This window comes from Bifidobacterium sp. LH_512, from assembly GCF_056356435.1.
Window position 1 is genome coordinate 464,278 of sequence record NZ_JBKEUE010000001.1, and the last position, 23,242, is coordinate 487,519.

General features: G+C 58.2%; 17 protein-coding genes and 1 tRNA gene. 14 read left to right on the forward strand and 4 right to left on the reverse strand.

What is annotated here, in order from left to right; genetic code table 11:
* Nucleotides 1-138: 138 nt before the first annotated feature.
* The 3 genes from purC to AC1AWD_RS02040 all read right to left on the reverse strand — a co-directional run bounded on the left by purC (nt 139) and on the right by AC1AWD_RS02040 (nt 3,667).
* The gene (gene purC, locus AC1AWD_RS02030; RefSeq protein WP_476563386.1) at nt 139-891 is read right to left on the reverse strand and encodes a phosphoribosylaminoimidazolesuccinocarboxamide synthase; all 753 of its coding nucleotides are present in this window, start codon (nt 889-891) and stop codon (nt 139-141) included.
* Between the two features lie 220 nt (nt 892-1,111).
* A complete protein-coding gene (purT, locus tag AC1AWD_RS02035; RefSeq protein WP_476563387.1) occupies nt 1,112-2,428 on the reverse strand; it encodes a formate-dependent phosphoribosylglycinamide formyltransferase in 1,317 nt (438 codons plus the stop codon).
* A gap of 213 nt (nt 2,429-2,641) precedes the next feature.
* Nucleotides 2,642-3,667: a threonine aldolase family protein gene (locus AC1AWD_RS02040; protein ID WP_476563388.1), complete on the reverse strand. Its 1,026-nt coding sequence runs from the start codon at nt 3,665-3,667 to the stop codon at nt 2,642-2,644.
* A 611-nt stretch (nt 3,668-4,278) separates the two neighbouring features.
* Here AC1AWD_RS02040 and AC1AWD_RS02045 point away from each other — a divergent pair.
* The 11 genes from AC1AWD_RS02045 to gmk all read left to right on the forward strand — a co-directional run bounded on the left by AC1AWD_RS02045 (nt 4,279) and on the right by gmk (nt 16,657).
* Nucleotides 4,279-4,354 (forward strand) — tRNA-His (locus tag AC1AWD_RS02045).
* A 320-nt stretch (nt 4,355-4,674) separates the two neighbouring features.
* Entirely contained in the window at nt 4,675-5,046 is a 372-nt protein-coding gene (rpsL, locus tag AC1AWD_RS02050) for a 30S ribosomal protein S12 (RefSeq protein ID WP_003808601.1), read from the forward strand.
* Nucleotides 5,047-5,051: 5 nt separating this feature from the next.
* Entirely contained in the window at nt 5,052-5,522 is a 471-nt protein-coding gene (rpsG, locus tag AC1AWD_RS02055; RefSeq protein WP_003813834.1) for a 30S ribosomal protein S7, read from the forward strand.
* Between the two features lie 30 nt (nt 5,523-5,552).
* A complete protein-coding gene (gene fusA, locus AC1AWD_RS02060) occupies nt 5,553-7,682 on the forward strand; it encodes an elongation factor G (protein WP_476563389.1) in 2,130 nt (709 codons plus the stop codon).
* A gap of 167 nt (nt 7,683-7,849) precedes the next feature.
* Entirely contained in the window at nt 7,850-9,049 is a 1,200-nt protein-coding gene (gene tuf / locus AC1AWD_RS02065) for an elongation factor Tu (protein ID WP_476563390.1), read from the forward strand.
* A 174-nt stretch (nt 9,050-9,223) separates the two neighbouring features.
* A complete protein-coding gene (gene efp, locus AC1AWD_RS02070) occupies nt 9,224-9,781 on the forward strand; it encodes an elongation factor P (RefSeq protein ID WP_476563391.1) in 558 nt (185 codons plus the stop codon).
* A gap of 24 nt (nt 9,782-9,805) precedes the next feature.
* Entirely contained in the window at nt 9,806-10,321 is a 516-nt protein-coding gene (gene nusB, locus AC1AWD_RS02075; RefSeq protein WP_476563392.1) for a transcription antitermination factor NusB, read from the forward strand.
* A gap of 77 nt (nt 10,322-10,398) precedes the next feature.
* Nucleotides 10,399-11,616 (forward strand): glutamine-hydrolyzing carbamoyl-phosphate synthase small subunit, encoded by a 1,218-nt coding sequence (gene carA, locus AC1AWD_RS02080; protein WP_476563393.1) that lies wholly within the window; start codon nt 10,399-10,401, stop codon nt 11,614-11,616.
* Entirely contained in the window at nt 11,609-14,992 is a 3,384-nt protein-coding gene (carB, locus tag AC1AWD_RS02085) for a carbamoyl-phosphate synthase large subunit (protein WP_476563394.1), read from the forward strand. Before carA ends, carB begins: the two co-directional genes overlap by 8 nt.
* Nucleotides 14,992-15,921, forward strand: a complete 930-nt coding sequence (pyrF, locus tag AC1AWD_RS02090; RefSeq protein ID WP_476563395.1) for an orotidine-5'-phosphate decarboxylase — start codon at nt 14,992-14,994, stop codon at nt 15,919-15,921. Before carB ends, pyrF begins: the two co-directional genes overlap by 1 nt.
* A gap of 139 nt (nt 15,922-16,060) precedes the next feature.
* Nucleotides 16,061-16,657, forward strand: a complete 597-nt coding sequence (gene gmk / locus AC1AWD_RS02095) for a guanylate kinase (RefSeq protein WP_476563396.1) — start codon at nt 16,061-16,063, stop codon at nt 16,655-16,657.
* A gap of 278 nt (nt 16,658-16,935) precedes the next feature.
* Here gmk and ilvD read toward each other — a convergent pair whose 3' ends face one another.
* Nucleotides 16,936-18,795 carry a dihydroxy-acid dehydratase gene (ilvD, locus tag AC1AWD_RS02100; RefSeq protein ID WP_476563397.1) on the reverse strand — a complete coding sequence of 620 codons (1,860 nt, stop codon included), beginning with the start codon at nt 18,793-18,795 and terminating at the stop codon, nt 16,936-16,938.
* A 144-nt stretch (nt 18,796-18,939) separates the two neighbouring features.
* Here ilvD and rpoZ point away from each other — a divergent pair, with 144 nt between their 5' ends.
* The 3 genes from rpoZ (at nt 18,940) to AC1AWD_RS02115 (ending at nt 23,162) form a co-directional block, all read left to right on the forward strand.
* Entirely contained in the window at nt 18,940-19,224 is a 285-nt protein-coding gene (gene rpoZ / locus AC1AWD_RS02105) for a DNA-directed RNA polymerase subunit omega (RefSeq protein WP_476564533.1), read from the forward strand.
* Nucleotides 19,225-19,514: 290 nt separating this feature from the next.
* Complete coding sequence (metK, locus tag AC1AWD_RS02110; protein WP_476563398.1) at nt 19,515-20,732, forward strand: methionine adenosyltransferase; 1,218 nt, start codon at nt 19,515-19,517, stop codon at nt 20,730-20,732.
* A gap of 150 nt (nt 20,733-20,882) precedes the next feature.
* Entirely contained in the window at nt 20,883-23,162 is a 2,280-nt protein-coding gene (locus AC1AWD_RS02115) for a primosomal protein N' (protein ID WP_476563399.1), read from the forward strand.
* Nucleotides 23,163-23,242: the final 80 nt, after the last annotated feature.

Here is a 23,242-nt window from a genome sequence, read left to right on the forward strand (position 1 = left end):
GCTTTCCCTTAGCTCTCGTTTTGGATGGTGTGGATTACAAATGCGATTGACAGTTGAGCCTTAAAAGTAAAAGTCAATCTGTCAAGAAACGAAGGAGCCCGCATCCGGCTTCGCGTCGTGATGCGGGCTAGAAACGAATCATTCAGCTGCGACGATGCCCTCGGCGTCGGCCAGAGCCTTCAGTCGGCTGTAGATCTCTTCATAGGCGGGGATGATATTGCCCAGGTCGCGGCGGAACAGATCCTTGTCAAGATGTTCGATCTTGCCGGACTTATCCTTCAGATCCCACAGACGGCAGGTGTCCGGGGTGATTTCGTCGGCGAGCAGAATCACGCCGTCGGAAGTCTTGCCTTCTTCAATCTTGAAGTCGACGAGCTTGACGTCGATCTTCGAGAAAATGTCGACCAGCGCGTCGTTGACGGCGCGAGCCTGACGGGAGATTTCAGCCAGTTCCTCTTCGGTGGCGAGACTCAAAGCGACGATGCCGTCATCGTTGATGAACGGATCGCCCAGATCGTCGGACTTGTAGCAGAATTCGAGAATCGGCTTCTTCAGATCGGTGCCTTCTTCGACGCCGTAACGCTTGGCGAAGGAGCCTGCGGCCGTGTTACGCATGATGATTTCCAACGGATACATATCCATCTTGCGCACCAGCTGCTCGGTGTCGGACAGGCGCTTGATGAAGTGGCTTTCCACGCCGCGGGCCTTGAGCAGGTCGAAGATCACGGAAGTGATGTGATTGTTCAGGTTGCCCTTGCCTTCGATCTGGGCCTTTTTCGCGCCGTTGCCGGCGGTGGCCTGATTCATGTATTCGACCCAGAGGACATCCGAATCGTCCGTTGCGTACAGCTTCTTGGCCTTGCCCTCGTAGAGCTTCTCCAGTTTCTCCATAACTCGCCTTCCGAATTGTGATAGGAGTGGAATTCTATGGTGAACTAACGGTTAAAGGCTAGCAAGCGGAGGCTACATTTTTCGTCGCTCGCGTGCCGACTTAGCCCGCCTGCAGCGGTTGGTTCCGGTATGGACGAAATGGTCCGGAGGCGTTGCCGAATAGCAAAGGACATGCGGCAACGCCTTCAGGTCAGAGCCGACAGTCAGCATACCGCCGGCATCAGCGCACGGTGATCGTCAGCGCATCTTCCACATGTGCAGCTTTAGCGCGAGCATCGGCCTCGTCGGAGCCGACGGCCAGCGCAACGGCCATGCGACGATGTCCATGCACCTCAGGCTTCGAGAAAATACGCAGATCCGTGCCCGGGGCGGCCAGCGCCTTGCCGATATTCGAGAAGACGGCCTCGCCATCGCCTTCCACGACGATCGCATGGCTGGCCGCAACCGCATCAGACGGAATAGACAACGCCACATGGTCGGCCGTAACCGGCAACCCCAAAATCGCGCGCGCATGCAACGCGAACTCGCTCAAACGCTGCGATGCCATCGTCACCATGCCCGTATCGTGCGGTCGTGGCGACACTTCATTGAACAGCACCGAACCGTCGGACAACACAAACAATTCCACACCGAACACGCCCCAGCCACGCTCGCCGGAGGCTTTCGCCTTCGCCACAAGGCCTTCGACCGCTGCACAGGCAATGCGATGCGCCTCAGCCAACACCGTGTCATCAGACGTCGCAGGCTGCCAGGATTCACGGTAATCGCCGCTTTCCTGACGCTGGCCAATCGGCGCGCACGTCGTAATACCCGCGCTGGAACTGACGGTAAGCACGGTAAGTTCATAATCCAACGGTGCCAACGCTTCAACAATCACGCGGGACATATCGCCTTCGCCGGCGGCGCGGCGGCCCTCCTGCGCCTCGACCCAAGCGGCGTCAATCGCCTCCGGCGTGCGCACAACCGACTGGCCATGGCCGGAAGAGCTCATAATCGGCTTCACCACGCACGGATAGCCGACTTCCTCGGCGCCCGCACGCAGCTCCTCCAATGAACCCGCAAAACGATACGGCGTGGTCGGCAAGCCCAATTCCTCATGCGCGATCACACGCAGGCGCTCGCGGTCCATGCAGATCGCCGCGATTTCAGCGCTCGGCACCACATGAGCGCCACGGGCGGCGGCATCAGCCAATTCGGATGTCGCAATGGCTTCGACTTCCGGCACGATGATGTCAGGCTGGATTTCGTCGAACAAAGCGCGCAATTCCTGCGGGTTCGCCATATCAAGCACGCGATATTCGTGCGCGACCTGCTGGGCAGGGGCTCCCGCATATGAATCGGCGGCACACACCCATGCGCCCAGGCGCATCAGCTCGATGGTCACTTCCTTACCTAATTCGCCGGCGCCAAGGAACAGCACGCGTGTCGGCTTGTGGCCAAGCGGCGTGCCCAATGGGCGGTTTTCGGCAGCGGAGTTGGTTGCCGCGGCTGCGGCGGAAACGGACGACATTGCGGAATTTGCGCTGAGTTCAGTCATGCGAATCATTGTGCCATTGAGGGCAGATACGCTGCGGTAACACTGTTTCCTGTGATGCTGCATGATGGCGATGCGGTGCGGCGTCGTCATGCAGCATCGCCACCATACGCCTGTTCTCAGTCGCGCATGCGCACGCAGTCGCATGCAATTGCGCGTACGTTGCCGGCACCGTGCCGCATTTCCGTTGGCCTATTGCCGTCGCATCGCCGCGCCTTACAGCAGCGAAATCAGCTCGTCCACCTGTTCATCCGTCGTCGCCCAGCTGGTGCAGATACGCATCACCGTGTGCGTGTCGTCCGCTTTTTCAGTGAAACCGAGCAGCACATGTCGCTGCAACGTTTTCGCCTGCGAATTTTCCAGCGTCACGAAAATCTGATTGGTCGGTGCGTCGAAAGTCAGCTGGTAGCCCTTGGCCTTCAACACTTCACGAATATGTTCGGCGGCCTTGTTGGCGTGTCGTGAAATCGTCATATACCGATCGTCGGTGAACAGCGTGTCGAATTGCAGGCCGAGCAGCCAGCCTTTCGCCAGCAGTGCGCCATGCTGCTTGATCAGCGTCAGGAAATGCTTCGGCGTGTTGCCATGCGTGAATACAACCGCCTCTCCGAACAACGCGCCCACCTTGGTGCCGCCAATGTAGAACACGTCGGCGATGCGGGCCAAATCCGGCAATGTGACGTCATTGGCGGAGGAGGTCAGCGCATAGCCGAGACGTGCTCCATCGACGAACAGCGGCATGTCGTATTTCACGCAAACTTTTTTGATCGCTTCAAGCTCAGCCAGCGAATATAGCGTGCCGTATTCGGTCGCCTGCGAAATGTAGATGCAGCCGGGGAAAACCATGTGTTCGAAATTGCCGTCCGCGTAGAAGTCGGCGCAGTATTGGTCGAGTTCGGCGGCGTCGATTTTGCCGTTGTGATGCGGCAGGGTCAGCACTTTGTGGCCTGTCGCTTCGATGGCACCGGCTTCATGCACGTTCACATGCCCGGTGTTGGCGGCGATGACGCCCGCGTATTGTGGGGTGATGGAGTCGATGACGGTCTGATTGGTCTGCGTGCCGCCTACCAGGAACCACACGTCGGCATCAGGGGTTTCGCAAGCCTTGCGGATTTTGTTTTTTGCTGATTCGCAGATGTCGTCGGTGCCGTAGCCGGGGAATTGCGTTTCATTGGTTTCAGCGAGACGCTGGATGATCGCGGGATGGGCGCCGCAAGAATAGTCGTTTTGAAATGACAGCATTGTTCCTCCTTTTTGCCGTCTGCCGCATTGCATGCTTTCGCATTGAGTGTCGTACGGATGATGAATTGCAGTGTACTCGTGTATGCGGTTGCATCATGCGATGCACGTCGATGCTCAACATGGGACGGCCCCGGCCGATGCGATCCATCTGCCGGGGCCATCCTTTGCGGAAGGAGGTTGATCCGCCTATTTCATATACGCGCGCCGCCTTGCGCGCTGCCTTTCGCCTCTTGTGCAGGTGGGGGACGATTCCCATCGATTGCCGCCTGCCTATTTCCTTGCTGTTGGATTCGCATTGTGTGCTCCGGCCTCATGCCGGTCGTCGATGTTTCGCGCACACGAATCGCAGCCTGTCTGTTTGCATATTCAATTATTTTTTGAAGGCGTTGCGCATGAACCTCACGGCCTTGGCGCCCCGTTGCAACCTGCCGAATTACTCGGCCGATAAACAACTCCGGCCTTCACATATAAGTATAGGTCGCGATTTTTTGCGACGCTCCATATAAGGGGAACGACACGCCGAAAACGCGCCGAGATTTTGTGTTCTGGAAAAGTCGTGTATAGTCTTCATTCGTTGTCCGGTACAGCGAGCTGGAAACGGAACAGCAATGGTGGCTATAGCTCAGTTGGTAGAGCATCTGATTGTGGTTCAGAAGGTCGCGCGTTCGAGCCGCGTTAGCCACCCCAAAGAAACCTCCCTAAGCGGGGAGGTTTTTTCATATCCGTCGGCAGGGTGGAGTCGCTCGCGACACGGTTGTCGTTTGTTGTCCGGCTGTTATGTATCATAGAAAGTCGTGTGTGCCGACGATGCACCTTATGTGACAGGAGCATTGGTCGGGATATCCCGGATCTCGTTTGGATCGCGCGCAGCAATGCGGTTTGTGAAAGAGTGAAGGGCCATCGGGCCGGTGGACTGTGGCTATCTTTACCGAATCAGTCGGTGGAGTGTGGGCGCAGTGCGGCGGTCACACAGAAGTTAGAGAAACCACTGAATCGGAGAATTCAAGTTGCCTACTATTGAACAGCTTGTCCGTAAGGGACGTCAGGCAAAGCCGAAGAAGTCCAAGACTTTGGCTCTTAAGGGCAGCCCGCTGCGCCGTGGCGTGTGCACCCGTGTTTACACCACCACCCCGAAGAAGCCGAACTCGGCTCTGCGTAAGGTCGCTCGTGTGCGCCTGAGCTCTGGTGTGGAAGTCACCGCCTACATTCCGGGTGAAGGCCACAACCTGCAGGAGCACTCCATCGTGCTCGTGCGCGGCGGCCGTGTCAAGGATCTGCCGGGTGTGCGTTACCACATCGTTCGTGGCGCCCTTGATACCCAGGGCGTGAAGGATCGCAAGCAGGGTCGTTCCCTGTACGGAGCAAAGAAGGCGAAGTAAGAGATATGTCACGTAAAGGACCTGCTAAGAAGCACCAGCTGCTGCCCGATCCGATCTACGGCTCGACCGTCGTGGCTCAGCTCATCAACAAGATTCTGCTTGACGGCAAGAAGTCGATCGCCGAAGACATCGTCTACTCCGCTCTCGATATGGTCAAGGAAAAGACCGATCAGGAGCCGGTTGCCGTTCTGAAGCGCGCTCTGGACAACATCCGTCCGTCCCTGGAAGTTCGCTCCCGCCGCGTCGGTGGCGCCACCTACCAGGTGCCGGTTGAAGTCAAGCCGGCCCGTGCAAACACTCTGTCCCTGCGCTGGCTGACGGACTTCTCCCGCGCTCGTCGTGAGAAGACCATGGCCGAGCGTCTGGCCAACGAAATCCTCGATGCCTCCAATGGCTTGGGCGCTTCTGTCAAGCGTCGCGAGGATACTCATAAGATGGCGGAGGCCAACAAGGCATTCGCTCATTACCGTTGGTAATCAGCCGAGACCGAGAGTTAAGGAATACTCATGGCACAAGACGTGCTTAACGACCTGAATCAGGTTCGTAACATCGGCATCATGGCTCACATTGATGCTGGTAAGACCACCACCACCGAGCGTATTCTGTTCTACACCGGCAAGAACTACAAGATCGGCGAGACCCACGATGGTGCCTCGACGATGGACTTCATGGCTCAGGAGCAGGAGCGCGGCATCACCATCCAGTCCGCAGCAACCACCTGCTTCTGGAACCGTCAGACCCATGACACCGGTGACAAGTTCCAGATCAACATCATCGACACCCCGGGTCACGTGGACTTCACGGCCGAGGTCGAGCGTTCTCTGCGTGTCCTCGACGGTGCCGTCGCCGTGTTCGATGGTAAGGAAGGCGTGGAGCCGCAGTCCGAAACCGTGTGGCGTCAGGCTGACAAGTATGGCGTTCCGCGTATCTGCTTCATCAACAAGATGGATAAGCTCGGCGCCGACTTCTACTACTCTGTCGACACCATCAAGGAAAAGCTGGGCGCCACCCCGCTCGTCATTCAGCTGCCGATCGGCTCTGAGAACGACTTCATGGGCGTCGTCGACCTGATTCGTATGAAGGCTTATGTCTGGAACGACGTCAAGGGCGACATGGGTGCGCACTATGACACCACCGACATCCCGGCCGATCTGCAGGATAAGGCTGAGCAGTATCGTGCTGAGCTGCTGGACCTGGTCGCCGAATCCGACGAAGAGCTGCTCGAGAAGTATCTCGAGTCCGGCGAACTGAGCGAGGAAGAAATCCGCGCCGGCATCCGCAAGCTGACCATCGCCCGTGAGGCATACCCGGTCATGTGCGGTTCCGCATTCAAGGATAAGGGTGTTCAGCCGATGCTGGACGCCGTCGTCGACTTCCTGCCGTCTCCGGAAGATGTTCCGTCCATCAAGGGCTTCGATCCGAAGGACGAGTCCATCGAGATCGACCGCAAGCCGCTGGCTTCCGATCCGTTCTCCGCTCTGGTCTTCAAGATTTCGACCCACCCGTTCTATGGCAAGCTCGTGTTCGTGCGCGTGTACTCCGGTTCCGTGAAGCCGGGCGACACCGTGCTCGATTCCACCAAGGGCAAGAAGGAACGCGTCGGCAAGATCTTCCAGATGCACGCCGACAAGGAAAATCCGGTCGATTCCGCCGATGCCGGTAACATCTACACCTTCGTCGGCCTGAAGAACGTCACCACCGGTGATACCCTGTGCGACGAGAAGGCCCCGATCTCCCTCGAGTCCATGACCTTCCCGGATCCGGTTATCGAGGTCGCCGTGGAACCGAAGACCAAGGCCGATCAGGAGAAGATGAGCATCGCTCTGGCGAAGCTGTCCGATGAAGATCCGACCTTCCAGGTCAAGACCGACGAAGAATCCGGCCAGACCCTGATCTCCGGCATGGGCGAGCTTCAGCTCGACATCATCGTTGACCGTATGCGTCGTGAATTCAAGGTGGAGTGCAACGTCGGCAAGCCGCAGGTCGCATACCGCGAGACGATCCGCAAGGCCGTCATGAACCAGGAATACACGCACAAGAAGCAGACCGGTGGTTCCGGCCAGTTCGCAAAGGTCCTGATGAACTTCGAACCGCTCGATACCGAGAATGGCGAAACCTACGAGTTCGCCAACGAGGTCACCGGCGGCCACATCACCAAGGAATTCATTCCTTCGATCGATGCTGGTGTTCAGGAAGCAATGGAATCCGGTATTCTTGCTGGCTTCCCGGTTGTTGGCGTCAAGGCCACCGTCACCGACGGTCAGACCCACGACGTCGACTCCTCGGAAATGGCCTTCAAGATCGCTGGCTCCATGTGCTTCAAGGAAGCCGCTCCGAAGGCGAACCCGGTCATTCTCGAGCCGATCATGGCCGTGGAAGTCCGTACGCCGGAAGAGTACATGGGCGATGTGATGGGCGACCTGAACTCCCGCCGTGGCTCCATCCAGTCCATGACCGACGCCACCGGTGTCAAGGTCATCGACGCCAAGGTGCCGCTGAGCGAGATGTTCGGCTACATCGGTGATCTGCGCTCCAAGACCCAGGGTCGCGCAATGTTCACCATGCAGATGGACTCCTACGCTGAGGTTCCGAAGAACGTCGCGGACGAGATCATCAAGGCCCAGCGCGGCGAGTGACACGCCCGCCGCTAAGGTGGAAACTGTCTCCAGTCAGCGCTAATATTCTGTAGCGCTGACTGGGTTCGGGCACCAAAGTGGCACAAACCCGTCAAACCCAGTAAACTGTAGCGAGTGCCTTGAAACGGGTTTCAAGGCTTACTACGAGACGTCCAGGAGGACAACACATGGCAAAGGAAAAGTACGAGCGTACTAAGCCGCACGTTAACATTGGTACCATTGGCCACGTCGATCACGGTAAGACCACCCTGACCGCCGCCATCTCCAAGGTGCTGCACGAGGAATACCCGGATGTCAACCCGGCTTATGACTTCAACCAGATCGATGCCGCTCCGGAAGAGCAGCAGCGTGGTATCACCATCAACATCGCTCACATCGAGTATCAGACCGAAGCTCGTCACTATGCCCACGTCGACTGCCCGGGCCACGCCGACTTCGTGAAGAACATGATCACCGGTGCTGCTCAGATGGATGGCGCCATCCTCGTTGTGGCCGCCACCGACGGCCCGATGGCTCAGACCCGTGAGCACGTTCTGCTGGCTCGCCAGGTTGGCGTTCCGCGCATCCTGGTCGCCCTGAACAAGTGCGACATGGTTGAGGATGAAGAGCTGGTCGAGCTCGTCGAAGAAGAGGTCCGCGACCTCCTCGACGAAAACGGCTTCGATCGTGACTGCCCGGTCATCCACCTGTCCGCTTACGGCGCACTGCACGATGACGCTCCGGACCACGAGAAGTGGGTTGAAGCCGTCAAGGAACTGATGAAGGCCGTCGACGAGTACATCCCGACCCCGACCCACGATCTGGACAAGCCGTTCCTGATGCCGATCGAAGATGTGTTCACCATCTCCGGTCGTGGCACCGTGGTCACCGGCCGTGTCGAGCGTGGTAAGCTGCCGATCAACACCAACGTTGAGATCGTCGGCATCCGTCCGACCCAGTCCACCACCGTCACCTCCATCGAAACCTTCCACAAGCAGATGGATGAGTGCGAGGCTGGCGACAACACCGGTCTGCTGCTCCGTGGCATCAACCGTACCGATGTTGAGCGTGGCCAGGTTGTGGCTGCTCCGGGCTCCGTCACCCCGCACACCAAGTTCGAGGGCGAAGTCTACGTTCTGACCAAGGATGAAGGCGGCCGTCATTCGCCGTTCTTCTCCAACTACCGTCCGCAGTTCTACTTCCGCACCACCGACGTCACCGGCGTTATCACCCTGCCGGAAGGCGTCGAGATGGTTCAGCCGGGCGATCACGCTACCTTCAGCGTTGAGCTGATTCAGCCGATCGCTATGGAAGAGGGCCTGACCTTCGCAGTGCGCGAAGGCGGCCACACCGTCGGCTCGGGCCGTGTCACCAAGATCGTTGAGTAGTCTCAACTGATTCGACACGCTGAACTAGCGTATTAGAAAAGGCCTCCGGATTCGTCCGGAGGCCTTTTCGCGTATTTATGGAGCGCAAACTCTCAAAGTATACATGCTGTGGCATAATAGGCAAGGCTATTTTTAAAAGCTTTCCCTGTTAGTCGAATGAATAGGTGATAAACAGTGGCACAGACTACCAATGACATCAAGAACGGTTCCGTCCTGAACCTCGACGGCCAGCTGTGGACCGTCATCAAGTTCCAGCACGTCAAGCCGGGCAAGGGCCCCGCCTTCGTGCGCACCACCATCAAGAACGTTCTGAGCGGCAAGATCGTTGACAAGACCTTCAACGCGGGCATGAAGATGGAATTCGAAACCGTCGACAACCGCAACCTGCAGTACTCCTACGAAGACGGCGACAACTTTGTCTTCATGGATATGCAGACCTATGATCAGCACTACATCCCGAAGACCCTGGTCGACAGCAAGTTCCTGCTGGAAGGTACCGACTGCATCGTCTCCTTCCACGATGGCACCCCGCTGAGCGTCGAACTGCCGGCCTCCGTGATCCTGACCATCACCCACACCGAACCGGGTCTGCAAGGCAATCGTTCCAACGCCGGCACCAAGCCCGCCACCGTTGAAACCGGCGCCGAAATCCAGGTTCCACTGTTCATCAACGAAGGCGACCGTGTCAAGGTGAACACCACCGACGGTTCCTACCTTGGCCGCGAAAACTGACCTAGAGAAGGGCACGAAAGCTTCATGGCACGTTCCACCGCTCGTAAGAGGGCTCTGAATACGTTGTACGAAGCGGATGAGAAGGGACAGGACATCCTGTCCCTTCTTGCTGAGCGCATTGCACAGCCTGGCGCGCAGACCCCGCTGCCGGATTACGCCATCGAAATCGTCCGAGGCGTTGCCGAACATATCAAGGCAATCGACATCATGCTGAACGAACATTCCACCGGATGGAAGGTCAGCCGTATGGGTGTTGTCGATCGCAATATCCTGCGCATCGCTGCATGGGAAATCATGTTCAATGACGACGTTCCGAATATGGTCGCCATTGATGAAGCATTGGGTCTCGCCAAAACGCTGTGCGATGGCGATTCCCCCGCTTTCATTCACGGTTTGCTCAGCGCGGTATGCACCGATGTTGAAGCCAATCCGATTGAAATCGCATCTTCTGAAGAAGAAACTCCTTCCGTCGGCGCGTCTGCAGAAGACATGAACGCTGATGGACAGCCGGACGCGGACGCGACCGAACAGACCGAATAAACAAGCGATTCGGCCGGGGTAGGCGTCCTAACCGGCCGTTATCCTTGGTACGAATACCTTGATTTAAGGGGGTTTTGGTGAACCAGATTGATTCCGAAGCCGTTGTTTTCACCCCGCAAGATGCCGTGCTCGTTCTGGAGGACGGACAAGTGTATGTGGGTGATCCTTACGGCGCGATCGGCACGACCAGTGGGGAGATTGTTTTTGCGACCGGTATGACCGGATATCAGGAAACACTGACTGACCCCAGCTACGATCGTCAGATCGTTGTTCAGACGTTCCCGCATATCGGGGACACCGGAATCAACAAGGAGGATCCGGAATCCTCCCGTATTTGGGTTGCAGGCTACGTTGTCCGTGAACCCAGCCCGAACGTAAGCAATTGGCGTGCGACCGGCAGCCTCGACGACGATCTGATCGCCGACGGCATCGTCGGCATCTGCCATATCGACACCCGTAAGCTTGTTCGTCACCTGCGTTCCGCAGGCGTGATGCGAGCGGGTATCTTCTCCGGCGACGCACTGCTTGATGACAACGGCAAGCTGCGTGGCATCGAATCGCTGCTCGATGAGGTGAAGGCCACTCCGCAGATGAAGGGCATGAGCCTGTATGACGAGGTCAGCACGAAGGAAACCTACGTCATCGAACCGTGCGGCGAATATGAAGGCAAGAAGCCTTTATACACAGTGGCCGCCGTCGATCTGGGCATCAAGGCCATGACCCCGCATCGTATGGCCGAGCGTGGCTGCCGCGTATATGTCGTGCCGTCCACGATCACGTTTGAGGAAATCCAGAACCTCAATCCGGACGGTGTGTTCTTCTCCAATGGCCCGGGCGATCCGGAACAGGCCGATCCCGAAGTCGAATTGCTGCGCAAGGTGCTTGACGCCGGATATCCGTTCTTCGGCATCTGCTTCGGCAACCAGCTGCTCGGACGAGCATTGGGCTTCGGAACATACAAGCTCAAGTTCGGCCACCGCGGCATCAACCAGCCGGTCAAGGATGTGACCACCGGCAAGGTTGAAGTCACCGCTCACAACCACGGTTTCGCCGTGGACGCCCCCATTGGCGATCCGGTGCCGGCGCCGTTCGAAAACGGCAAGTACGGCAAGGTGTTCGTCAGCCATATTGATTTGAATGACAATGTGGTCGAAGGCTTGCAGTGCGTCGACATCCCGGCATTCTCCGTGCAGTATCATCCGGAAGCCGCCGCCGGCCCGCACGACGCCGCCTATCTGTTCGACCGTTTTGCGGAACTGATGCGTTCCGCCAAGGAGGGAACCGTCAATGCCTAAGCGTACAGACATCAAGTCCGTTATGGTGATCGGCTCCGGCCCGATCGTCATCGGTCAGGCCGCGGAATTCGATTATTCCGGCACTCAGGCCTGCCGCGTCCTTCGTGAAGAAGGCATCCGCGTCATTCTGGTCAACTCCAACCCGGCCACCATCATGACCGATCCGGAGATGGCCGACGCCACCTACATCGAGCCGATTTCCACCCCGATCCTTGAGCAGATTATCGCCAAGGAACGTCCGGATGCGCTGTTGCCGACCCTTGGCGGCCAAACCGCATTGAACGCCGCCATGGCCTTGGGCGAAGCCGGTGTACTGAAGAAGTACAACGTCGAGCTGATCGGAGCTTCCCTTGAAGCCATCGATCGTGGCGAAGACCGTGAACTGTTCAAGAAGGTCGTTGACGAGGCAGGTGCCGAATCCGCTCGCTCCTTCATTGCACACTCGTTGGAAGAATGCGACCGCATCGCCGACGAACTCGGCTATCCGCTGGTCGTGCGCCCGAGCTTCACCATGGGCGGTCTCGGCTCCGGCATCGCACACAACGAAGAGGAACTGCACCGCATCGCAGGCGCAGGCATCCACTATTCCCCGACCGACGAAGTGCTGATCGAAGAAGGCATTGAAGGCTGGAAGGAATTCGAGCTTGAATTGATGCGCGACCGCAAAGACAACGTTGTGGTCGTCTGCCCGATCGAAAACGTCGACCCGGTCGGCGTGCACACCGGTGACTCCATCACCGTGGCTCCGGTGTTCACCCTCACCGATCGCGAATATCAGAAGCTGCGCGACATCGGCATCGCCATCATCCGCGGCGTGGGCGTCGATACCGGCGGCTGCAACATCCAGTTCGCCATCCATCCGGAAACCGGACGCATCATCGTCATCGAAATGAACCCGCGCGTGTCCCGTTCCTCCGCGCTGGCGTCGAAGGCCACCGGCTTCCCGATCGCCAAAATCGCGACCAAGCTGGCTTTGGGCTATACTCTGGACGAGATCCGCAACGACATCACGCAGTCTACGCCGGCTTCCTTCGAGCCGACCATCGACTACGTGGTGACCAAGGTCCCGCGTTTCGCCTTCGAAAAGTTCCCAGGCGCCGATCCGCGCCTGACCACGTCGATGAAATCCGTCGGCGAAGCCATGGCTTTGGGCAGCAACTTCCAGGAATCCCTGGGTAAGGCGATGCGTTCCATCGACAAGCGGCATATGGGCTTCAGCTGGGACGGCGACAAGCCGACCGCCGATGAAGTCGCCGAACTCATCGAAGCTGTCAAGATTCCGACCGAACACCGTTATCTGCAGTTGCAGCGCGCCATCTGGGGCGGCGCAACCATGAAGCAGCTTTTCGACGCCACGAAGATCGACCCGTGGTTCTTGAAGCAGTTCTTCCTGATCAACGACACCGCTCTGGAAGTCCAGGGTGCTGAAAAGCTCACCCAGAAGCTGCTGAAGAAGGCGAAGCTGGCCGGCTTGTCCGATCTGCAGATCGCCCACCTGCGCCATTTGGGCGACGAAGGTGAGAACACCATCCGTGAACTGCGCTGGACCTACGGTTTGCGTCCGGTCTACAAGACCGTCGACACCTGCGCCGCGGAATTCGACGCGGTCACCCCGTACTACTACTCCTGCTATGCGGACGAAACCGAACTGCGCAAGCGTGACCGTGAAGCCGTGATCATTCTCGGCTCCGGCCCGAACCGTATCGGACAGGGCATCGAGTTTGACTACACCTGCGTGCACGCGGTGCAGGAGCTTGGCAAGGACTATGACACGATCATGGTCAACTGCAACCCGGAAACCGTGTCGACCGATTACGACATGTCCGATCGTCTGTATTTCGAGCCGCTCACCTTTGAAGACGTGCTGGAAATCTACGAGGCTGAAAAGAAGATGGGCCCGGTCAAGGGTGTTATCGTTCAGCTCGGCGGCCAGACTCCGTTGTCGTTGGCCGCTCGTCTGAAGGCCGCCGGTGTGCCGATTTTGGGTACCACTCCGGAATCCATCGATTTGGCGGAAAACCGCGAGCTGTTCGGCGAAGTGCTGCGCAAAGAGCGCATGAACGCTCCGCGCTACGGTACTGCGCTGTCTTTGGAAGAGGCTCGCACCGCCGCACAGAACATCGGGTACCCGGTGCTGGTGCGTCCGAGCTACGTCCTTGGTGGTCGTGGCATGGAAATCGTCTACGACGATGCCCAGCTCGAAAAGTATGTCAACCGCGCATTGGCCGAAGCCCAGGCTGACACCGTCGTGTCCGGACGCCTTCCTTCGCCGCTGTTGATCGATAAGTTCCTGCAGGATGCAGTCGAAATCGACGTCGATGCATTGTTCGATGGAGAGGAGCTGTACATCGGCGGCATTATGGAACATATCGAAGAGGCCGGCGTGCACTCCGGCGACGCCGCTTGCACCCTGCCTCCGAGCACACTGTCCGACGATCAAATCCGTCGTCTGCGTGAAGGCACCTACGCCATTGCCAAGGGCTGCGGCGTCCAGGGTCTAATCAACGTGCAGTACGCTTTCATGGCCAACACCCTGTACGTGATCGAAGCCAACCCGCGTGCCTCTCGTACCGTGCCGTTTGCGTCCAAGGCCACCGGCGTGGCTTTGGCGAAGGCAGCGGCCCGTATCATGGCCGGTGAAACCATCCAGCAGCAGCGTGACAACGGTCTGCTGCTTCCGGAAGGCGACGGCGGCATGATTCATCCGGGTCAGCAGGTTGCCATCAAGGAATCCGTCCTGCCGTTCAAGCGCTTCCGTACCCCGGTCGGCAAGACCGTCGATGTGTTGCTCGGACCTGAAATGCGTTCCACTGGCGAAGTCATGGGCTTCGACCGTGACTTCCCGCACGCATTCGCCAAGAGCCAGCTCGCCGCATATGAAGGTGGTCTGCCCACTGGTGGTAACGTTTTCGTTTCCGTCAATGACACCGACAAGCGTCAGCTGCCGTTGATGGCCGCACGACTGGTGGAACTCGGCTTCTCGCTGTGCGCCACCGAAGGCACGGCCTCCGTGCTGCGCCGTTACGGTATCGACGCGCAGATTGTCGACAAGATCAGCACGCGCATCGATTCCGCTCCGGACGAGCCGGTTGTGATCAAACATGCGGAGGGCAGCATCGGCAAGAACGTGGTCCAGCTGATTGAGGAAGGCAAGATCGACATGATCTTGAACACGCCTAACTCCCGTGGCTCCCGTTCCGACGGCTACGCCATCCGCGCCGCCGCCATCGCCGCCGACCTGCCTCAGTTCACGACGATCACGGAATTCTCCGCAGTGCTGATGGCCATCGAAGCGGTGAAGAACAATGATTATCAGATCATGAGCATCCAGGAACATTCTGCACAGATGTTCGGTGGGAAAGGGCATAAGAACTGATGATTAGTGACCTCAGCAGTGAAGAGATCCAGGCCCAACGTTCCGACTTCGGATTGCGGCTAAGCAATTCGATGGCAAAATACGGGCCCCTCTGTGTCGGTATCGACCCGCACAGGAAGCTCCTCACTGACTGGGGTTACAACGTCGATGCGCAAGGTGCGGAACTCTACGCCATGCGCATGCTGCAGGCGGCGAATGGACGCGCCGCCGCAGTGAAATTCCAATCCTCAATGTTCGAGCGCTACGGCTCCAAAGGATTCGCAGCGCTCGAACGAGTGCTCTATGCAGCACGACAGATGGGCATCATCACCATTGTCGACTGTCTGCATGGAGGCCTGTCCACAACAATCTCCGCAATCGCGGACGCCTACTTCAAGCCGGACGCGCCACTGCTGGCCGACGCCATCACGTTGCTGCCATATTATGGCGCTCGTTCTTTGGAAAACGTCATCAATGACGCACTGAACAATGGCCGAGGCGTATTCGTGGCATCGTTGACCTCGAATCAGGCAGGCGCCAGCCTGCAGACTGCCCTGCGCCAAACCGGTGAGTATAAAGGCAAGACCGTCGCTTACGGCATTGCCAGCACCGTGCAAAAATTCAATAACGACATTGAAAGCATGGGCTCTGCAGGCCTGATCATCGGCGCGACCATCGGCCAATGGATCAACGATAGCGGCGTTGATCCAACCAAATTCACCGGTCCGATTCTTTCCCCAGGCTACGGATGGCAGGGAGCGGAAGCCAAAGACCTCAAAACCGTGTTCAAAGGCACCAAAGGCAATGTGCTCGTCACGGTTTCGCGCTTCATCGCCGCGCACGGCCCGGATATCTCATCGCTATGTCAAGCGACTGAATCCATTGCGTGGGACGTTCAGCAGGCATTGATGGAAGCAACCGAAACTTCTGAACAGGACGGTATCAACTAGATACCATCATATAATCGGAATTTCGCATATCGCGTTGAACATATCGCCGCAATCACATTGCAATGTATTGCACGAAATCAATCGCAATCATTGTTTTCCCAGCAATGAATCAGTATCAATATCGAGAAAAAGGAATGATATGCAGCACACTCCAAGCGGCGGCCGTCTTATTGTATTAAGCGGCCCTACTGCGGTTGGCAAAGGCACAGTGGAAGCGAAGCTTCTGGAACGTCATCCTGAAATCTGGGTATCTGTTTCCGCCACAACACGTGATCCTCGCCCCGGCGAAGTGGATGGCGTCAATTACTGGTTCATGAACGAAGACGAATTCCTCGCCAAAGAAAAGGCGGGGGAATTCCTGGAAACCGCCGTCGTGCACGGCATGGCCCATTATGGTACGCCGCTTGCCCCGGTGCAGGAGCATCTGAAGAATAATGTTCCGACCCTGCTGGAAATTGATCTGCAAGGGGCACGTCGTGTCAGGCAGCGCGCCGGGGAACTCGGACTCGACGTGGTGTTTGTGTTCATCGCGCCGCCGAGCTTCGACGAATTGGTCCGTCGTCTTACCGGACGTGGCACCGAAAACGAAAAGCAGCGTGTGAAGCGATTGGAAACCGCAAAGGTAGAGATCGCGGCCGAGCCGGAATTCGACGTGGTGATCGTTAACGAAACCGTCGAACAGGCGGCGGATGAGCTGTGGAATGTTATCGCCGAAGAATACGGTTTAAGCGAATAATTTCGGCTATTCGCAGTATTGCGATTGCAATACGCCTGATTGCGGCCGCAGGCGCTGCACGTAATGCAAATAGGATAAATCGGATAAGGACGTATGCATATGATTGCAGCGTCCTTATCTATATAACAGAGCAATTGCGATTGCGCATATACGGCATTGTGCGCAATCGTAAACAGGGGAGGTCCACAACATTGCGAATCTCCCCTGTCTCTTCTTCTCTTTGGCAGCAGACACGACCTGACGGTTGACATCTGCCACACAAAAATGTATCAGCCCCCTTAGGCGAGGCCAGACAAACGGTCGATTAGCTCCGGATCGCGCGTCGCACCCTTGTCCGCGGAGCGGGCGAAGGCGGCATACGCCTTCAATGCCTGAGATACCTTACGGTCGCGATGCGCAACGTAGCCATCGCCGGCTTCAAGCTCGGCACGACGTGCGGCCAGCTCATCATCGGTCAGCTCGACATTGATGGTACGGGCAGGAATGTCGATGTCGATCATGTCGCCATCCTTGATCAAAGCGATCGGCCCCTTGTTTGCGGCTTCCGGAGCGACATGTCCGATGGACAGGCCGGAGGATCCGCCGGAATAACGTCCGTCGGTGATCAATGCGACTTCCTTGCCGATGCCTTTGCCCTTGACGAAGGAGGTCGGGTAGAGCATTTCCTGCATGCCCGGGCCACCCTTCGGCCCCTCATAACGAATGACCAGAGCCTGGCCGGGCTTGAGCGTGTCGTTCAGAATAACCTCAATGGCCTGCTCTTGGGATTCGACGACCAGTGCCGGACCATGGAACTTCCAAATCTCTTTCGGAACACCAGCCGTTTTGACGACGCAGCCGTCAGGGGCGAGGTTACCGCGCAGCACGGCAAGACCGCCTTCGGTAACGGCTGGATGGTCGATGTCATGGATGGCGCCGTTCACACGATCGCGGTCAAGCGAATCGGCAAGCGTGGTATGTGTCCACGGTTCGGGGGAGACGATATGGCCCGGGGCGGCGAGATAGAACTGCTTCGCTTCCTCGGTGCAGGTGTCGCGCATGATATCCCAGTCGTTGAGTTTGGCTTCCAGCGAAGGGTAGTCGATGGAATGCACGTCGCGATGCAGCTTGCCTGCACGGTCGAGCTCGCCTAGGATGCCGGTGATACCGCCTGCACGGTGCACATCGGAAATCTCCCACTCGCCGGACGGGGAAGCCTTGCAGATGCACGGCACGGTATGGCTGATGCGTTCGATGTCGTCGAGCGTGAAGTCGACGTCGGCGCTTTGGGCCATGGCGAGAATATGCAGCACGGTGTTGGTGGAGCCGCCCATGGCGACATCCATCGTCATGGCGTTTTCGAATGCGTGCTTGGTGGCGATGGAACGCGGCAACACGGACTCGTCGTTCTCGTCGTAGTAGCGGTGCGCGATGTCGACCACGGTCTGCGCGGCGCGTTCGAACAGGGATTTACGGTAGGAATGAGAAGCCAGCACAGTGCCGTTGCCCGGAAGAGCAAGACCGATTGCTTCGGTAAGGCAGTTCATCGAATTTGCGGTGAACATGCCGGCGCAGGAGCCGCAGGTCGGGCAGACGGTTTTCTCATAGGCGAGCAGGTCGTCGTCGGACAGGTTATCGTCGGCGGAAGCATACATCACATCGATCAGATCGGTGTTTTCCTTCACGGTTCCGTCGGGAAGCACGGTGGTGCCGGCTTCCATCGGGCCGCCGGAAACGAATACGGTCGGAATGTTGAGCCGCAGCGCGGCCATCAGCATGCCCGGCGTGATCTTATCGCAGTTCGAAATGCAGATCAGGGCGTCGGCGCAATGCGCGTTGACCTGATATTCAACGGTGTCAGCGATGATGTCGCGGCTCGGCAGCGAATACAGCATGCCGGTATGCCCCATGGCGATGCCGTCATCAACGGCCATCGTATTGAATTCGCGCGGAATGCCGCCGGCCTTCTTCACGGCTTCGCTGACCAGACGCCCAACCTTGTTCAGATGCACGTGACCGGGCACGAACTCGTCGAAGGAATTGGCGATGGCCACAATCGGTTTGCCGAAATCCTTACCGTCGACGCCGGCAGCACGATACAGTGCGCGGGCGCCGGCAAAGATACGTCCATTCATCAATTTCGCAGATCGCATTTCCATGGCCACCATTCAAGTCTTTTTTCTTGGGATGGTGAAAGCGATAGCCACATAGTGGGATATGCATGGAAGTCGCATCATATGGGTATACTTACGTGGTTGGAAAAGAAGCCTTTGAAGCTTTACGAGGATTGGGAGACAATCACTATGGCATTCGGCACTCAGCCTACCCCCACCGGACTTGCGGATCCGCCCATCGACGATCTCATGGAACATGCTGATTCGAAGTATGCGCTGGCCCTGTTCGCGGCCAAGCGTGCGCGTCAGATCAACTCGTACTTCACCCAGCTTAATGAAGGCCTGCTGCAGAACGTCGGCCCGCTGGTCGAATACCAGAACCAGGAGAAACCGCTGTCCATCGCGTTCCGCGAAATCAACGAGGGTCTTCTTGAAGAAACCCTTGGCGAAGACGATTTGAGCGAAGGCAACTGATCTTCAACTCCTTAACTCTTTCCGGTCGGCATGACGCTCGATGCAAATATCGGACGCTGTCGGTCGCATGTATACGTACATGAAACGCCCCGATGCCTGAGCGGTGCGCCTGATATTAGCGTTCGCATAGGTGCGGGGCGTTTCCTATGCGCCCAATCCAAGCCGATGCCGGTCTCGTTATGGAGGCGATGCGTCGGCGGAATATGAACGAATTCTCATCACCATCGCACGTGCTCCCACCAGGCGGCACGGGCGGCGTAGCACGAAACAATTAGATAAGGCAGGCCATTATGGCAGAACGTAAGCTCATCTCCGCCGAATCGGTTACCGAAGGCCATCCCGACAAGGTATGCGATCAGATTTCCGACGCCATTCTTGACGACATGCTCCGTCAGGATCCGCACTCCCACGTCGCAGTGGAAACCTCGGCCACCACGGGTCAGTTCTTCGTATTCGGCGAAGTTACCAGCGAAGGCTACAGCGATATTCAGAGTATTGTGCGAGATGTGGTGCGTCGCATCGGCTACACCAGCTCCACTGTCGGTCTTGACGCCGATTCCTGCGGCGTGCTGGTCGCATTGACCGGTCAGAGCGCCGAAATCAATCAGGGCGTGGAACGTCTGAACCACGAACAGGAATCGGTCGCCTCCCGAGAAGAACGTTATGAAGCCCAAGGCGCCGGCGATCAGGGTGTCATGTTCGGCTATGCCACCGACGAAACCGACGTGCTGATGCCGCTGCCGATCCACTTGGCTCACCGTCTGGCGCAGCGCCTGGCCGAGGTGCGTAAAACCGGTGAAGTGGCGCACTTGCGTCCGGACGGCAAAACCCAAGTAACGGTCGAATATGACGAGAACGACAAACCGATCCGCATCGATACAGTGCTGGTCTCCACCCAACATGATCCCGAAGTCGATCAGGATTGGCTGAAGGAACATCTGACAGAGCATGTTATTCGCCCGGTGCTTGATGACGTGCTTGGCGACCGTGTCGAACATGACGATTACCGTGTGCTCGTCAACCCGACCGGATCCTTCGTGCTGGGCGGCCCGGCCGCCGATGCGGGCCTTACCGGTCGTAAGATCATCGTCGACACGTATGGTGGCGCGGCCCATCACGGCGGCGGCGCCTTCTCCGGCAAGGATCCGAGTAAGGTCGATCGTTCGGCCGCCTACGCCGCACGTTGGGTCGCCAAGAACATTGTCGCCGCCGGCCTTGCGCACAAGGTCGAAGTGCAGGTCGCTTACGCCATCGGCGTGGCCGACCCGGTCAGCATCAATGTCGAAACCTACGGCACCGAATGCGAAGGTATGACCCGTGAACGAATCCAGCAGGCAGTACGTGACGTATTCGACCTGCGTCCGGCCGCCATCATCGACGAGCTCGATTTGAAACGCCCCATCTACGCGCAGACCGCAGCATACGGCCACTTCGGTCGTGTGGACGTGGAATTCCCCTGGGAACGCACCAATAAGGTTGAAGCGTTGAAGGCCGCACTAGCCCAGTAAAAGGCTGATACGGCGAAGACCATATCACCGCTTGGATTGACTGTGTCGTCCCCGCCGTAAACATCTGTACTGCCTGTACTGCCCGGATATGTCTTACGAGATATCCGGGCATGCTTTTATGTGGTTTTCCGGGAAGGTATGCTGAGAGACATGAACATGATGGACGCTGAACAGCTGACGCTTGACGGGTTGGCCCCGCGTAAGCGTCGCAAGCGCGCGCCCGCCACGAAAACACCAGCTGCGCATCTCCCTGTCGCACAGGTTGTGCTGGACGTGCAGGCCACCCATCTCGGGCAAACCTTCGACTATCTGATCGAAGAGAAACAATCCGCCGCGGCACAGCCCGGCACGCTTGTACGTGTACGTTTCGGCGGCCAGCGTCTCAACGGCATCATCTGGAATCGCGCCGACACCAGCGATACTCCGTCATCGGCACTGCGCTATATCGAACGTGTCATCACGCCGGATGCGCTTGTTCCGCAATCCATGCGAGACGACATCACCGCAATCGCCGACGCATATGGTGGCACCCGCGCCAACATCCTGCGTATGGCGGTGCCGCCGCGTGTGGCACGTATCGAACAGGAACAGCGCAATATCATGGCGATGCCGCGCGAGGCAGACAGCCGTCGCCGGCTCTGCCAATACGTCGCCGACGATCTTTTCAATGGCGTTTCCGCCAACTATGCGAACGCGTTTTTATTACGCGGCGCATTACAGGACGACGATTTTCAATCATTCGTATGCAATCCGCTGCCGGGCGCCAGCCAATGGCAACGCGATCTGACATGGATCACCTTGCAGGCGCTTGCCGCGGGAAAACCTGCGGTTATCGCGCTTCCGGGAATGCGGGAAGTCAATGATCTGCTGCGCGAATTCGTCATGGCCGGTTTGCGGCCTTTCGCGCCAGTGAAAGCGGAGAAGCCGAATGACGACGGCGACGGCGATCTAACCGGCAATTCTGCCGACGGTTTCGTCGGATATGACGGCGACGTCGCCATATTGACGGCCGCGATGCCGCCGGCGGAACGGTATCGTGCGTATCTGGCCGTAACGACGGGGCAGGTGCGCTGCGTGATCGGCACACGCGCCGTCATGTATGCGCCCGTCGAAGGGCCGGCCTTGTTCGCCATCGTGGATGATGCCGCCTATCAGAATGCGGACGGCATGATGCCATACGCGAATGCGCGCGGCGTGATGCGCTTGCGCGCGAAACTGCATGACGGTGTTTTCGTTGCCATGGCCAATGCACGCAGCGTCATCAGCCAATGGGAATGCTCCGGTGGTCATGCCATGGCGGCGCCGGTGAGCGGATACAGTACGCTGATCAAACCCTTTCCGACCGTCGCAAAAGAACGCGTGCCTTGGGTCAGATGGCTGAACCGTGAGGAATTGGCACGTCTGAACGATTCCAGTCTCGGAACGCGCGTGCCGCAGACCGCTGTACGCGCATTGACGAAGTCACTTGAACGTGGGCCGGTGCTGCTGTCGATTCCACAGGACGGCGTCACCGAAACCTTGAGCTGCTCCCGATGCCATCGGCAGGCGCGATGCCCGCGTTGCACAGGGCCGTTGGAACGCCTGCGCGAAGGCGATGTGCGTTGCCGTTGGTGCGGCGCCGCCACCGTGCGATGGCAGTGCCAAGGATGCGGCAATGAACGCATGCGCGTCGTACGGGTCGGAGCGGCCGGCACCGCGCAGGAGTTACGCGGATTGTTCCGCAACGCCCCGATTGTCGTTTCCACGCCCAACCAGCCATGCGGCATTGTTGAGGAGGTCGCGTTCGCTCCGATGCTGGTGATTGCGACTCCCGGAGCTGAGCCAAGGGTGCGCGGCGAACGTTCGGACGGCGTCGAATACAGTGCCGTCGCCATTTTGGATGCGTGGACGAGTCTATACGCGCTTGGCATGGACGCACGCCTCGACGTGCTGTCCAATTGGATGCGCGTCGTTTCGATGTGTGCGCCTCGAAGCAGGGGAGGACAGGCCTTGCTGCTCGGGGAAAGCGATCCGGTGCTTGCGGAGTCGTTGATGCTGTGGGATTCCGGTCGTCTCGCCACACAGGAGGTGTCGGAACGCATCGAAACGGGATTGCCTCCGGCCTGCGCTGCGGCATGTGTGTGGGGACAGCGTGAAGCGGTACGGTTGCTGCTGCGGCGCATTGGCGCGCTCGACGGCGAATGGGCGAGCGTGCAGGGGCCTGCGGGCGCGATGCCCGCGGTGCTTGGACCGGTGCCGATTCCGCCTCCGAAAACGGTGGACAGCCGCGAGCTGGAAGGCACTGACGATCGTGTTAAAGCGGTTGTTCGCGTATCGCCGTCGCATCGTGCGGAATTGGCGTTGCGCTTGCGTAGAGAGACCGCCCGACACGTTGCTGCGCGTGAACCGGGGGAGCTGCGTTTCCAATTGGATCCGAAGGATCTTATATAAGACTTGATATCGAGCCGGATGTGTGAGAACTGCGTGTTGCAGCTGGTGCCTTCTGCTTGCAGCCTGTCGTATTGGCCGGG

Bases quoted from the DNA above. Each gene is read 5' to 3' on its own strand.
- purC (WP_476563386.1), bottom strand. From the start codon at position 891: ATGGAGAAACTGGAGAAGCTCTACGAGGGCAAGGCCAAGAAGCTGTAC.
- purT (WP_476563387.1), bottom strand. From the start codon at position 2,428: ATGACTGAACTCAGCGCAAATTCCGCAATGTCGTCCGTTTCCGCCGCA.
- AC1AWD_RS02040 (WP_476563388.1), bottom strand. From the start codon at position 3,667: ATGCTGTCATTTCAAAACGACTATTCTTGCGGCGCCCATCCCGCGATC.
- rpsG (WP_003813834.1), top strand. From the start codon at position 5,052: ATGTCACGTAAAGGACCTGCTAAGAAGCACCAGCTGCTGCCCGATCCG.
- fusA (WP_476563389.1), top strand. From the start codon at position 5,553: ATGGCACAAGACGTGCTTAACGACCTGAATCAGGTTCGTAACATCGGC.
- tuf (WP_476563390.1), top strand. From the start codon at position 7,850: ATGGCAAAGGAAAAGTACGAGCGTACTAAGCCGCACGTTAACATTGGT.
- nusB (WP_476563392.1), top strand. From the start codon at position 9,806: ATGGCACGTTCCACCGCTCGTAAGAGGGCTCTGAATACGTTGTACGAA.
- carB (WP_476563394.1), top strand. From the start codon at position 11,609: ATGCCTAAGCGTACAGACATCAAGTCCGTTATGGTGATCGGCTCCGGC.
- pyrF (WP_476563395.1), top strand. From the start codon at position 14,992: ATGATTAGTGACCTCAGCAGTGAAGAGATCCAGGCCCAACGTTCCGAC.
- gmk (WP_476563396.1), top strand. From the start codon at position 16,061: ATGCAGCACACTCCAAGCGGCGGCCGTCTTATTGTATTAAGCGGCCCT.
- ilvD (WP_476563397.1), bottom strand. From the start codon at position 18,795: ATGGAAATGCGATCTGCGAAATTGATGAATGGACGTATCTTTGCCGGC.
- rpoZ (WP_476564533.1), top strand. From the start codon at position 18,940: ATGGCATTCGGCACTCAGCCTACCCCCACCGGACTTGCGGATCCGCCC.
- metK (WP_476563398.1), top strand. From the start codon at position 19,515: ATGGCAGAACGTAAGCTCATCTCCGCCGAATCGGTTACCGAAGGCCAT.
- AC1AWD_RS02115 (WP_476563399.1), top strand. From the start codon at position 20,883: ATGAACATGATGGACGCTGAACAGCTGACGCTTGACGGGTTGGCCCCG.